Source organism: Chryseobacterium sp. RU33C, assembly GCF_900156015.1.
GTDB lineage: Bacteria > Bacteroidota > Bacteroidia > Flavobacteriales > Weeksellaceae > Chryseobacterium > Chryseobacterium candidae.
The window spans coordinates 70183-84290 of sequence record NZ_FTMT01000016.1; the positions used below are offsets into that span (position 1 = coordinate 70183).

Genomic DNA, 14108 nt, shown 5'->3' on the forward strand with positions numbered 1-14108 from the left:
TAAATAATTTATTATGAGAACTATAAGCGTTTTTTTTCTGTTTAACTTCTTACTGTTTTCAAGTATTTGTTGCTCTCAAAAAAGGAAGGAAATATTGATTGATTATTCATCAATAATAACTCAGGATATTAATATACAGACGGCTGATTTTTTTAAAATTGAAACAGTACTTCCAAAAGGATATGTAAAAGATGGAAGTGTGGATTATACAAATTATATTCAAAAAGCTATTGATGCTAATAAAAATGTTATAATGCCAGACTTCCCATTAATGACTACAGGAATTTTTGCACAATCAAATTCACAAATATACTTTCAAAAAAACTCAGCATTAATATTAAAACCAACTGCTGATGTAAGATATCAAATTATTGGTTTACATGCTATTGAAAACGTCAAAATTTATAATCCGAGATTAATAGGTGATCGGGACAAGCACTTGGACTCTAAAGGTGAATGGGGGATGGGTATTGATATTAGGGGGGCTAGAAATATTGAAATTTATAATATAAATATTTCAAATTGCTGGGGCGACGGAATTATGATAGTGAAAACAATGAATAGTATGAGATCGGGTATTGCTAGAGCAAAACTATTTGAGGTAGAAAAAATAAAAATAATAGGAGGTGTAATAAATAATGTTAGAAGAAATGGTATTTCAATTGAAGGAGGTAAAGATTTAATTATTAAAGATTTATTAATTGCAAATATTAATGGTACAAATCCGATGGCAGCTATTGATATAGAACCTAATGATAACATTAATATATTAGAAAATATTAATTTAAGTAACATAAAAATAAATAATGTAAATGTAGGTATAGATCTGCATTTAGGTAATTATGGTAGTCAGGTTGCACCGAAATCGACTACTATTTTTTGTTCCAATATATCGGTGGAGAACGCTAATGGAGGAATTTATATTGCTGGTTTTAAGGCCAAGCCTGATATCAGAAAAATAGGAGGTTATTTTAAAGTAGATAAATTATCCACGAAAAATGTTGTTAAGCCTTTTAGTAATGGAAAATTATTTGACTTATACCCTCAGATTCAAAAGAAAGATTGATGATTGCTAATTGAAAACGCGAGAATTTCCAAGTTAGAAATATTTTAATATAAATATTTAGAAATGAAATTAATAACAGTCTTTACACCTACTTATAATAGGGAAAAAGAATTATCAAAACTTTATGAAAGCTTATTAAGGCAAACATTTAGTGATTTTGAATGGTTAATTGTAGATGACGGTAGTACAGATGATACATCGTTATTGATTAAACAATGTATTGATGACGGAAAGATAAGTATAAAATATCATAAAACAAATAATGGGGGTAAGCACCGAGCTATTAATAAAGGCCTGGATTTAGCAGAAGGGGAATTATTTTTCATTGTAGATAGTGATGATTATTTACCAGATAATAGTTTGGAAATTATTGAAGATCAGTATAAAAGTATAAAAGGGGATGATTCTTTTATTGGAGTTGTAGGCTATAGAGCTTCACCTAAAGGGAATATTATTGGAAACAAACAATTCCCTACCTTTATAACAGATTCAAATTTAATAGAAAGAAGAGAGAAGTTTGGGGTTATAGCCGACATGGCAAAAGTTTTAATAACCGAAAAGTTCAGAGAGTTTCACTTCCCTGATATTGATGGCGAAAAATTCGTTGCAGAATCAATAGTATGGAATAGAATGGCTATGAAATATAAATTTAGGTACTTTAATGAGGCTATTTATATAACAGAATATTTAGAAGGGGGATTGAGCTATAATAGCATTCGTAACAGAAGAAAGAATGCTAAATATGCGACATTACTATATAAAGAATTGGCCAATAATTCAAAAAGTCCTTTAAAACTTAAAATAAAATCTATAATTAATTATTGGAGATTCGCTTTTTGTAAAAATGAAAGTATATTTAAATTATTGAAAGAGGTGGGAGTATTTCCATTATCTCTTATTTTCCTGCCATTTGGCTTTGGACTTTATTTAAGAGATAGCTTCTCTAATGATATCAATATTAAGAAATTGAATAATGAAAGGTAGAGATCAGTTTAAAAAGTTTAAAAAGATTATTGATTTATTTGTTAAAATTTTTAGTTTTTTAGGTAAAAACGGAAATGAATTTTTACTAAGAAGAGTTAGAAATACAAATGGTAAATTAGGGCTTGTTTTAAGATATATATTTATAAAAAATTTGGCCAAGAAGGTTGGGGATAATGTATCTGTACAACCAGGGGTATTTATATTTAATTTGAATTATATAGAATTTGGAAATAATATTAGTATTCATCCAATGTGTTATCTAGAAGGTGCGGGAGGAATTAAGATAGGTAATGATGTATCAATAGCACATGCAACAACGCTTATTTCTACAAATCATACTTGGGAAGATCTTACAACTCCCATAAAATATAATAAAGAAGTTCTGAAACCAATTGTCATTGAGGATGATGTGTGGGTAGGTTGTGGAGTGAGGATTTTGTCTGGCGTAATAATTAAACGAAGATCAATTGTAGCAGCAGGGGCTGTTGTTAATAAAACTTTTGAAGAAAATTCAATAATAGGTGGTGTGCCTGCTAAAATAATAAAGAAATTGTAAGTATTGTTTTCCCCAAAAATGTGATAATGGAAAGATTTTTGCTTGTTGTATTATAGGTAGAAAAAATGCATAAAAATTGAAATGAAAATTTTTAATATACCTATAAATATTAAAAATGTAATGAAATTGCTTATGAAACTTGAAAACTGAAATATTCTGTATAATAAACAAAAATTCTACTTTCTTTAATGATGTTAAAAATAATAGTAAATTAAAATATTAAACAATTCATCTGAGCTAAAGTAATAGTATGTAGAATAGATGAGATCAAAGGTATTCAATACCAAAAATAGCTAGCAATAATCGATGATTATACACAATTTGTAACTACCAAAAAGCTATTAAACTCAAAAAACACTTAACCAAATTGGAAAATAAATGATTTTCCAAAGCAGTAATGATGCAGTTTTAATTCAGAACTAATTCTGTTTGAAATTGGACCTGTTTTAGGGCGGGATTATATATTATCTTTTTTTATCAAAAATATGTGAATTATAGTGTTTTTGATAATATTTTACAACACAAAAAAAGATTTGCTAGAAATTTATTCATTAGTTCCAGATTTTACAGGAATAATAAAAAAATAAAAAGAAGTTGAAAGCTAAATTAATACGGATTACAACAGTACCACTTTCTTTAAAAATTCTATTGAAAGGGCAGCACCGATTTATGTCAGAACATTTTGATGTAATAGGTGTTTCATCACCTGGTAAGGAACTGGATGAAGTGAAAAATGATGAAGGGATTGATGTAATATCGATTGATATGTCTCGTAAGATTACCCCAATAAAAGACATTAAATCTTTATGGAGTACTTACAAATTTTTAAAAAGAGAAAACCCCCAAATTGTTCATACCCATACCCCTAAAGCTGGTATTGTAGGAATGCTGGCTGCAAGAATGGCAGGAGTTCCTCATCGGCTGCATACAGTAGCAGGTTTACCATTGATGGAGGTAAAAGGCATGAAACGTCATGTTTTAGATCTTGTTGAAAAACTTACCTATGCTTCTGCAACCCAGGTGTACCCAAATTCAAAAGGACTGTCTGATTATATTATTAAGCACAAATATACGAACAAGTATAAGCTTAAAGTAATCGGGAATGGATCATCAAACGGAATTGATACTTCATTCTTTTCGCCTCAACAAGTTTCGGAAGATCATAAAATTCTTCTCAAAGAGCAATTGAAAATAAAAGATACTGATTTTGTTTTTGTGTTTGTAGGGCGTTTGGTGGGAGACAAAGGAATTAATGAATTGATAAAAGCATTTTCTGCTTTAAATAATCAAGAAAATCAGCAGCGTTCAAAATTATTACTGGTAGGTTGTCTGGAACAGGAGCTGGATCCTTTATATTCTGATACATTAAAAGAGATTGAAAATAATCCAAATATTATTTCTGTAGGTTTTCAGAAGGATGTGCGTCCTTATTTTGCGATTTCTAATGCGTTGGTTTTTCCTAGTTATCGTGAAGGATTTCCTAACGTAGTAATGCAGGCTGGAGCAATGGAGCTGCCAAGTATCGTTTCTGATATCAATGGATGTAATGAAATCATAATAGAAAATCAAAATGGGGTAATTGTTCCTGTAAAAGACAGTGAAAGACTTACAGAAGAAATGGAGAAAATGATCATGAATAAGGATTATTATCAGGCTTTAAAGATGAATGCCCGACCAATGATTGAAGATCGATTCGAGCAGTCAGTGATTTGGAATGCTATATTAAGTGAATATAACAAATTAATAAAAGAAAAAGGTTTTCGAAGATAAAATTTATAGTGATCATATATTTGTAAAGTAACACTAATGTTGATGGTAAAGCTTGATCAGAAATTTTTCTTCAAAGTTTAAATATGATTTTTTACAAAGTTACTCTTTAAGTAAGGATATCCGCTTTTTTGTGTTTGACAATCTGTACCTTAACAATCACTGTGAAAGAAAAGAAATAGGTTTCTTTGAAGAAGCTAAAAAAAGCTATATATTTGCACCAGTTAAAAAGCAAATGCTACCTTATTGATCCGGTAGTTCAGCTGGTTAGAATGCCGCCCTGTCACGGCGGAGGTCGCGGGTTCGAGTCCCGTCCGGATCGCAAAAAGTCTTCTAGAAATAGAAGACTTTTTTATTTTTACCCCAACTTTTGAGACTGATCCGTATTATCGAAGATTATAATTTTGACGGGAATGGTGATATAGCATTTTCTGTCCCTGATGATGGAATGGGAGTGTACGGGATGTTTGAAATTTATTTGTATAATCCGAAGCAAACGTTTTGAAAAGCTTAAAGAACCGGACTCTTCGCACTCAAGCTGTTCATGTTTATGTGATGTCAGTGTAGAAAAAGATAAGAAACTTTTAATAACAGGATGCCGAGGTGGGGCAGGATGGCATCAGGATGCTTAACGGTTTTGACAAAAGAGAAATCTAGAATGGATTTCTACAAGAGAAAAGACTGATGAATAATGTTTCTTTTCAATATCGGGGAATACCTTTAAAATCTATGTTTTCTTTCGGTTTGTCAACTATAACTCCTCATTTACAGTGATAAAGCATCCGTTTTTTTACGGTATTTTTAAGAATGTCTTTTAGGATTCAAATTTAGGTCTGATATTTGTACTGGGTAGCCAAACTAAATGGCCGATTTATTTATGAAAAACATATCTGTGAAAAAATCCTTTTTTTATGTCTGCTTATGCGCTTTTTCGCTTGTTTCCTGTAAAAAGGAAATAGAAAAAATAAGTGATACTTTTAAAGATACCGTTTCTTCTTCAGAAGTTCCGGAGGTTGAAAAAGATTCTATAAAGAAAGATTCTGTTCCTGTAGTAAAAAAAGAATCCGTTCCACCTGTTATGCAGGAGAATGGTTTTTATAACGCTTTTGTTCTTCCCAAGGATAAAAAAATGCGTGATTCTATTTATGCAGAATTCAGTAAAAAATATAGTGTAGAGGAAAGAACTGCTATTTTAGCCTTAAACCGATTAGATTCTAAAAGTAAATGGAATGCAGACACATTGGTTGTTCCTGCGAAAATAGATACAACATTGATGGCATATTCACCTTTTCCCATGCAGCTGGATGTGTTGAGCGGAGTGAAAAAGTTTGTTATCTTCTCATATCCTATACAGGCTTTTGCTGTATATTCTAATGGAAGTCTCGTGAAATGGGGACCTACAAGTATGGGTAAAAAAGCAGCTCAGACCACAAGGGGACTTACTTTTGCCAACTGGAAAAAGAAACTGGCTATTTCCACCGTGAGCAGTGAATGGAAACTTCCTTACAACTTTAATATTCATAATATAGGAGGAATCGGATGGCATGAATATACGCTTCCCGGATATCCTGCTTCGCACTCATGTTTACGATTGCTGAGAAAAGATGCCCAATGGCTGTATTCCTATGCAGATACCTGGATTCTGAATCCCGGAGGTGCTACCACTAAAGCCAGAGGTACAGCAGTAATGGTATTCGGAGATTATAAATGGGGCGGAAGAAAACCATGGAGAAAGCTTCTGGACGATCCTAATGCCAACAATATTTCTGTTGAAGAACTTACAAAACTCTTAGAACCGGATGTCCCGAAAATGCTTAAAGAACAAAGCAACAGAGAAAAAGTGGCGGATTCTATCAAAGCGGCAAAAGCATCAGCTGTACCTGTTCAGAATGAAAAGCCTGTAGAATCTCTGTCTAATTAATTTTCTTTTCAAACTGTAAAGTAGATTCTTCCGCAAATTTTCTAAGATTAAGCATTTCCTCTTTACCCTTATATTGCCCGAATCTTGCAGCAATATAAGTAAGAATAATAAAAAATAACATGATAAAAGAAGCGCTCAATGCCCAAGGGTATTCGGCGCTTTTTATTTGCTTTTCAACGTAATACATGGTGAAAAAGGTCATCCAGAGAATAGAAAAAGAAAAATAAAGGAACATAAAGAATGTCCACACCGCAGAACTCGGGCCAAACACGCCTCGTATTACCGTATGCTCATCTTCCATTTCTATTCGTAAGGCAAGACGGGGTTTCCAGTAATTATCATATTCTGTTTTTACCCAGATGGTAGCCACTTCTTTATTGATGTTGCCTGAAAACTCATCTTTATGCACTTCCATATATTTTTTCAGATTTTCAGCATACTCTTCTTTGGTAAGGTGAGTAAACATTTTAAATCTGGGTCTCGTTCTTATTCTGTCTAAGGTGGTTTCTTCGGTATTCATATTTTTATTCTTGATAAGGAATAGGGTCTTGAAGGGTGAAACTTAATATGAGTTTTTCATTTTTCCTTTGAATAACCATAGTAATATTTCGGCCTTCATTAGATTTCATAAGCTCTACAATTTTCTCCAGTGTCATCTCAGAAGTAGGGTCTCCATTAATACTTAGAATTCTGTCTTCCTTTTTCAGGCCTGCTTCATATGCAGGAGAGTCTTTTCTTACTCCTGCAATAGAGAATATAGGCTTCAGACTGAATTTATAACGAAAAGCTTCTTTATAAACTTCATTAACTACTTTAGCTGATTTTTGAGTTTCAATATTTATTCTGTCTTGCTGCCATTCCAGCCCGTCCTGCTTGAAGTCCAATCCGCTCATATTAAAATGAAAAGGATCCTTAAAGTATCTGTTTCTTTTCAAATATAACTTTTTATTGGGATAATCAAAAATTACTGTAAATCTGCGCATAATTTCATTGCCTACAGATCCTTTCCTGTTTTCTACTAAATTGACGTGTTGTATAGAGAATTCATCAGGCATAGAAGTAAGAGGCTTTTCAAACTTAAAATTTCCGAGGTAAAAATTATGGATACGACTTCTTTTACCATAAATATCTCCATTGAAACCGCGGCCAAGAAAATCATCAATATTAGGTCTGTTATAAACAAAATTTTTAATAAGCGTGGGGAAGAGCCATATGGCATCACTGTTTCCAAGATCAATCAGTAATTTTGAGTCTTTCTTTTCATTCGTCATTTCTACCCCTGCATACATATAAGGCTTATCTCTTTCAATAGTAATGGGAAATTCTTCAAATTTTCTGATTTTCTTTTCTAAAAGAGATGCATCTTCAAATACCGTTATTTTCTTGGAAGAATAGTCGATATAAATAGGATGGTTTTTGAAGAAATGATAGCCAATCACTCCATTTACGGGAATTCCTACGTGAGGCGAAATATTAAATTCTTCATCAATAATGATGTAAAGAGACATAGTGGTATTGATTATTCCATCACCTATTCTGCCCAGATTACGTTCAGACTTCAGCCCATCAATACTTAAACTTCCCCCAAGTCCGGAAAATTTTACTTTTTCAACATTGCTTAGCTTCACTTCTTTATTTTCCAGGCTAAAAAGAATGGTTTCAGAAACTCCCGTATCCAGAAGAAAGGTAAGTTCTGCACCATTAATATTAATAGGAATAAAGATAAGATTGTTGATAAACTTAAAAGGAATAACTGCTTTTTTAGTATTGATCAGTTCAAAAGTATTCTGGGCATTTACAAAAATGCTTAGAAATAGTCCCAGTAAAAGCAATTTAAATTTCATTTACTGAATTTAGTGAATTTATCTATATCATAATAAAAAAACATTCCAAAACCTGAAATGTTTATATAAACTACAATAAAGTAGTGTTTTTTGTTGAATTTATTTTAAAGAAGTCTTTTTACTTTGAAAAGAAGTCCATCAAATCCATGTAATTCTTCTGATTAACACCATGTCCGCTCATATACTCTCTGAATGTAAAGTAACAGCTGAGATCATAAAGTAGATCTGCTGCTTTTCTTCCCCATTCAAGTGGGATTACAGCATCATCCGTACCATGAGAAATGAAGAAACGAAGTCCTTCCAGTTTCTTTTTATCTTTTACAATACTGTCCAGGATTTTTTCTTCAGGATAACTGCTCATACAGGCAACACGATTGAAAAGCTCAGGATGTTTTAAAGCCAAAGCATAACATAATATTCCTCCCTGGCTGAAGCCGCAAAGATGAGCTTTGCTTTCCGTAAGTCCATAGTGGTTGATAATCTTCAGCATACTTTCCAGAACAGCATGTAAAGATTCATTCGCCTGGTGAACATCAATGAAATTTTCGGGATCATTAAAATTGATATCATACCATGAATATCCTTCAAACTGAGTATCACGCGGAGCTCTGAAACTTACAATAATCCAGTCATTGGGTAGCGTTTCTCTAAAACTGAAAAGATCCTGCTCATTGCTGCCGTAGCCATGAAGCATAAAAAGAATGGGAGTTTGGGAAGTAATATTTTCCGGCTCTCTTACTAGATAATCTAAATTCATACAGCAAAGATAATTAATTTACCCACAGAATCTTAACTTTTGTTATTCATACAATGAACTTCTGCTGCATGATGATTTATGTGTAATGATTAATTATTTAGAGTATATTTTTGAATTTTCAGGAGAATTTTTATTTTTATTGATTTGATATTATTTGGAAATCTTTATTGGAAATTTTTCATAAAAGTTATTTTTATATTAATAAAAAACTTATATTTGAAACATTAAAAAATCTATTTGGAGAAATGAAGCAATTTTACAATTCAAAAAGTTTACTTAGACTTTCTTTTTTATTCGTTTTATTATTTTCTGTAATCACCGTTGTCAATTCTTGTAAAAAAGATGATGATGAAGAATTTCAGGATCATGTGGTGCAGTTCGAAGTGAAGACAACTGCCGGAGGAAACATTATAAGTGTTGTAACACAGGTAGGTACAACTAAAACAGATATATTTAACACTCCGCAGTCTCCTGTAACTTCACCCTGGACAAGTGGAGAGTTTTTTGTAAATTCCAGCCAGGCACAGCTTAATCTTGATGCTAACGCTTCAATGCCGGATGATAATTCTGAATTGACAATCACTCTTTACATTGATGGTGAGGTAGCAAGAACAGTGAAGAAGAAAGGGAAAGGTGTGTTGGTTGCTTCTATTGATTACAGTTTCTTAGAGCCTTAAATTACTTTAACATTATAAAAAGAATCCGTCTCACAAATTGGTTGTGAGACGGATTCTTTTTATATGTTGTTTTAAGATTAGTCTACCTTTACAATAAAATAGCTTTTCTTACCTTTTTGTAATAATAAGAATTTACCATCGATAAGGTCCGTTTCATTAGCTGTAAAAGTATCATTTACTTTTTGCTTGTTGACAGAGATTGAGTTTCCTTTAATCTCTCTTTGTGCTTCACTCTTGGATTTCAAAAATCCTGATTTTTCAGAAAGAAGATCAATAATATTTACTCCCAAAACATCAGCTTTTGCCATTTCTTTTTGAGGAACACCATCAAAAACTTCAAGGAAAGTTTCCTCATCAAGGCTTACAAGATCTTCAGCAGTAGAACGTCCGAAAAGAATTTCAGAAGCTTTCAGTGCCTTTTCATATTCTTCTCTTCCATGTACCCAAACGGTAACTTCTTCAGCCAGTTTTTTCTGTAGCTTTCTTTCGTGTGGAGCTGTTGTATGCTCTTCAATTAAACCCTCAATTTCTTCTTTTCCTAAGAAAGTGTAGAACCTGATAAATCTTTCAGCATCTTCATCAGTAGCATTCAGCCAGAACTGGTAGAATTTGTAAGGAGAAGTTTTCTTTTTATCCAGCCAGTAATTTTCACCGCTTTCAGACTTCCCGAATTTGGAACCATCGGCTTTGGTAATCAAAGGAACTGTTAATGCAAACGCTTCACCCTGAGCTTTTCTACGGATCAATTCTGTTCCTGTAGTAATATTTCCCCACTGGTCAGAACCTCCCATCTGCAGCTTTACATTATTGTTTTGATATAAGTGAAGGAAATCATATCCCTGGATGAGCTGGTAAGTGAATTCTGTAAAACTCATTCCGTCTGCACCGGATTCTCCTGAGAATCTTTTCTTCACAGAATCTTTTGCCATCATATAGTTGACCGTGATATTCTTTCCGACATTTTTAGCAAAATCAAGGAAAGAAATATTTTTCATCCAGTCGTAGTTGTTCACAAGCTCAGCTTTGTTAGGTTCGTTTCCTTCAAAATTAAGGAACTTTGAAAGCTGATTCTTTAAACAGTCTACATAATGTAAAAGAGTTTCCTCATCCAAGAGATTTCTTTCAGCAGATTTTCCGGATGGATCACCGATCATCCCTGTTGCACCTCCTACCAACGCAATCGGCTTGTGGCCATGCAGCTGGAAGTGCGCTAAAATTTTTATCTGGATAAGACTTCCGATATGTAAAGAATCGGCAGTAGGATCAAAACCAATATATGCAGTAGTTACCTCTTTATTCAGTTGTTCATCGGTTCCTGGCATCATATCGGCAAACAGACCACGCCATTTCAGTTCTTCTATAAAGGAATTCATTGATTTTTAACTTTAAAATTTTAAGATGCAAAGATAGTAAATTCAGAAGTATTAAGGGTAAAAAAGCAAAAGAGCAATAGGGTAGGAATGTAAAATAAAAATATAACAAAACTTTCTGGTCGGCCACTTTAATAATAGAATGGCTTAACCTTTTTATCCCTTTGTTTTTTCACCCTAAATAATCTATATTTGTTATTAATGAACGACGAACAGCTATTCCTGCTCATACAGAAGGCCAAAGATAAAGACCAGAAGGCCCAGACTAAGCTCATCAATGTTTTTTGGGTGGACGTTTTCTCTTTTGTCATGAAAAAGGTGAGAGATGAAAATGATGCCGATGAAATTACCGTAAATGTTTTTTCAAAAGTATTGTCGAAACTGGATATGTTCGATCCCCATTTTCAGTTTAAAACCTGGATATTAACTATTGCCCAGAATACGGTAATCGATTTTTGGAGAAAAAAGAACCGGGATAACGAAGACGCCGTTGAAAATCTTGAAGAGGTAAAAAATCAATATGCCAAATCACCGGAAGAACTTCTCATTTCTGAAGAAGAACAAAAGAAAATCATCAAAACCATAGAATCTCTGGATGCGAACTACCAGGACATTATCAAGCTGAGATTTTTTGAAGAAAAAAGCATCAAGGAAATTGCTGAAGAACTGGGAATTTCAGTTGCCAATACTAAGGTAAGGGTAATGCGTGCCAAAAAAGTCTTAGCCGAGCTATTGAAAAATAATGAGTTTGATGATCATTAAGCTCAGAAAAATCAATCTATTCAATAGAAGCCTGTTTACTAAAAATATAAATTCAAAATTGGATTTAGCCAAAACTTAAATATCACAACTTTTATTTAGAAATAAACCTCTTCTTTTGTTTTAGGAAGAAAAAGAAGGAAGAATATTTTTTCATAAGAATATTTTGGAGAGATAAATATACAAATGAAATTTGAATGATCAATTTCATCAATAGATCCGGTTGATGGTTTCCATTAAAAAATCCTTAACTTTGAACTTCAATTTTAGAAATGGAAAATTCAGTTCAAGACACTACCGTTCAAAAACCAAAATGGATCCGCGTAAAACTTCCTACCGGAAAGAATTACAGAGAGCTGAGAACTTTGGTTGATAAATATAAATTAAATACCATTTGCCAAAGCGGAAGCTGCCCGAACATGGGAGAATGTTGGGGCGAAGGTACAGCTACTTTCATGATTTTAGGAAATATCTGTACAAGAAGCTGTGGATTCTGTGGCGTAAAAACAGGAAAACCGCTTGATGTAAACTGGGATGAGCCTGAAAAAGTAGCAAGATCCATCAAATTAATGAAGATCAAACATGCCGTTCTTACTTCTGTAGACCGCGATGATCTGAAAGATATGGGATCTATTCTTTGGGGAGAAACAGTGAATGCTGTAAGAAGAATTTCTCCGGGAACTACAATGGAAACACTTATTCCGGATTTCCAGGGAATTACAAAACACCTGGACAGATTGGTAGATGTAGCTCCTGAAGTGATCTCTCACAACATGGAAACGGTAAAACGTCTGACCAGAGAAGTAAGAATCCAGGCAAAATATGAAAGAAGCCTTGAAGTATTAAGATATCTGAAAGAGGCCGGCCAAAGAAGAACAAAAACAGGGGTTATGCTTGGATTAGGGGAAACTAAAGATGAGGTTTTCCAGACGATCGAAGATATCAGAAACGCCAACGTAGACGTAATCACTCTTGGACAATATCTGCAGCCAACTAAAAAACATCTTCCGGTAAAGAAATTTATCACGCCTGAAGAATTTGATGAGTTCGGAGATTTTGCAAGAAGCTTAGGTTTCAGACACGTTGAAAGTTCTCCTCTTGTAAGAAGTTCTTACCACGCAGAAAAACATATTCATTAAAATACAGACCGTTCAGCAATGAACGGTTTTTTTGTTTTTTTAGGTAGCAGGGATCAGGTAGCAGATTATTGGTGATAGGTTGCAGGTATCAGGTGTTACGGATTAGCTAATGAATGTGGCAATCTTTACAATAATGGCTGCCATCATTCCCATCCTTTGGAGGGGTGGCAAAAATTCAAAGAATTTTTGACGGGGTGGTTCATACAAAACTCACAAAAGCATCCACAGCAGCGGACTTTAGTTAAAAATTACTTAACAAGTCGTATCCTTCTTAATCACTCCAATTCTTCCATTGATTTCAATAGGTCTGAAATGTTTTTTCTTAAATTCCGAAGGCGTTTCTCCTGTATGCTGCTTGAATAATTTATTAAAATAAGAAAGGCTTTCAAAGCCCACCTGAAAACAAACCTCCGTCACAGAATGATCTTTCAGCAGGAATATTTTAGCCTGATTGATTCTGTAATTGTTGACAAAATCTGTAAAGGTCATATTTGTCTGCTTTTTGAAATACCGGCAGAAAGCAGGAGTGCTCAGGCTCACTACCTTGGCCACTTCATTCACATTAGGCTTTCGGTCGTAATTTTCATGAATGTAATCATAGATAGTTCCCATTCTGATTTTATCATTCAGAAACCATTTGATTCTTGTATCTTCTTTATTGAGTTCCTTTACTTCAGTAGAATCGGCGAGGATTTGCAGAATTTCAATTAACCCAACTAAAGATTCAAAAGAGTTTTTATCTTTAATAATCTGCAGTTTTTCAACAACTGTATTTTTCGTTTCTCCGGAAAATGATAGTCCGAGGTATGACCGTTCTAAAAGGTTTTTAATATTTTCAAATTCAGGAACAGGAAGAATAATATCCTGAAGGAAGCTTTCTCTCATCTGCAGTACAAGCTGTTTACATTCGGTCTGAATACCGTAATCAAAATTAAGATGAGGTACATTGGAACCAATCAGTAAAAGATCACTGTCTGTAAAGCCTGAAATATTTTTTCCAACGTGACGGATTCCATTCATAGCTTCTACATATACCAGTTCAATTTCCGGATGATAATGCCAGAAAAAACAGTTTTTCAGAGAAGGAGCAAACAGCTTGAATGATTTTCCTTTTTCAAACTCAATAATTTCTTTCTGGATTTTCATTTTGTTCTGATTTGATTGTTTCTGAATTTAAATTTAAATAAAAAGGTTAATATGGAGCAAATTTTTATCATTCAAAGAGGTGTGAAATTCAAACTTTCTGTCGATTTTTGCACTTTCAAAAT

The 14108-nt window shown here is 33.4% G+C and carries 13 protein-coding genes and 1 tRNA gene; 9 read left to right on the top strand and 5 right to left on the bottom strand.

Going from position 1 to position 14108, the window contains the following annotated elements:
* The first annotated feature begins 13 nt into the window (after window positions 1-13).
* The 6 genes from BW946_RS14060 to BW946_RS14090 all read left to right on the top strand — a co-directional run bounded on the left by BW946_RS14060 (window position 14) and on the right by BW946_RS14090 (window position 6294).
* Window positions 14-1066 (top strand): glycoside hydrolase family protein, encoded by a 1053-nt coding sequence (locus BW946_RS14060; RefSeq protein ID WP_139326011.1) that lies wholly within the window; start codon window positions 14-16, stop codon window positions 1064-1066.
* 63 nt (window positions 1067-1129) lie between these two features.
* On the top strand, window positions 1130-2050 hold the full coding sequence (locus tag BW946_RS14065) for a glycosyltransferase family 2 protein (protein ID WP_076596780.1): 921 nt from the start codon (window positions 1130-1132) through the stop codon (window positions 2048-2050).
* Window positions 2040-2606: an acyltransferase gene (locus BW946_RS14070; protein ID WP_076596781.1), complete on the top strand. Its 567-nt coding sequence runs from the start codon at window positions 2040-2042 to the stop codon at window positions 2604-2606. Before BW946_RS14065 ends, BW946_RS14070 begins: the two co-directional genes overlap by 11 nt.
* A gap of 669 nt (window positions 2607-3275) precedes the next feature.
* Window positions 3276-4376, top strand: coding sequence for a glycosyltransferase family 4 protein (locus BW946_RS14075; protein ID WP_076596782.1), 1101 nt, complete (start codon window positions 3276-3278; stop codon window positions 4374-4376).
* A gap of 245 nt (window positions 4377-4621) precedes the next feature.
* Window positions 4622-4695 (top strand) — tRNA-Asp (locus BW946_RS14085).
* 570 nt (window positions 4696-5265) lie between these two features.
* Window positions 5266-6294 (top strand): L,D-transpeptidase, encoded by a 1029-nt coding sequence (locus BW946_RS14090; RefSeq protein ID WP_076596828.1) that lies wholly within the window; start codon window positions 5266-5268, stop codon window positions 6292-6294.
* Here BW946_RS14090 and BW946_RS14095 read toward each other — a convergent pair.
* The 3 genes from BW946_RS14095 to BW946_RS14105 form a co-directional block, all read right to left on the bottom strand.
* Window positions 6287-6814 (bottom strand): hypothetical protein, encoded by a 528-nt coding sequence (locus BW946_RS14095; protein ID WP_076596784.1) that lies wholly within the window; start codon window positions 6812-6814, stop codon window positions 6287-6289. The genes BW946_RS14090 and BW946_RS14095 overlap by 8 nt on opposite strands.
* Before the next feature lie 4 nt (window positions 6815-6818).
* Entirely contained in the window at window positions 6819-8138 is a 1320-nt protein-coding gene (locus tag BW946_RS14100) for a PDZ domain-containing protein (RefSeq protein WP_076596785.1), read from the bottom strand.
* 118 nt (window positions 8139-8256) lie between these two features.
* Entirely contained in the window at window positions 8257-8895 is a 639-nt protein-coding gene (locus BW946_RS14105; protein WP_076596786.1) for an alpha/beta hydrolase, read from the bottom strand.
* Between the two features lie 245 nt (window positions 8896-9140).
* Here BW946_RS14105 and BW946_RS14110 point away from each other — a divergent pair, with 245 nt between their 5' ends.
* Entirely contained in the window at window positions 9141-9572 is a 432-nt protein-coding gene (locus tag BW946_RS14110) for a hypothetical protein (protein WP_228402587.1), read from the top strand.
* 77 nt (window positions 9573-9649) lie between these two features.
* On the opposite strand, the gene tyrS is transcribed toward BW946_RS14110, so the two are convergent.
* Window positions 9650-10945, bottom strand: a complete 1296-nt coding sequence (tyrS, locus tag BW946_RS14115) for a tyrosine--tRNA ligase (RefSeq protein ID WP_076596788.1) — start codon at window positions 10943-10945, stop codon at window positions 9650-9652.
* 198 nt (window positions 10946-11143) lie between these two features.
* Between tyrS and BW946_RS14120 the strand changes: the two genes are divergently transcribed.
* On the top strand, window positions 11144-11704 hold the full coding sequence (locus BW946_RS14120; protein WP_076596789.1) for an RNA polymerase sigma factor: 561 nt from the start codon (window positions 11144-11146) through the stop codon (window positions 11702-11704).
* 269 nt (window positions 11705-11973) lie between these two features.
* Entirely contained in the window at window positions 11974-12840 is an 867-nt protein-coding gene (lipA, locus tag BW946_RS14125) for a lipoyl synthase (protein WP_076596790.1), read from the top strand.
* Between the two features lie 252 nt (window positions 12841-13092).
* Here the strand turns inward: lipA and BW946_RS14130 are convergent, their stop codons facing one another.
* Window positions 13093-13986: an AraC family transcriptional regulator gene (locus BW946_RS14130; protein WP_076596791.1), complete on the bottom strand. Its 894-nt coding sequence runs from the start codon at window positions 13984-13986 to the stop codon at window positions 13093-13095.
* Window positions 13987-14108: the final 122 nt, after the last annotated feature.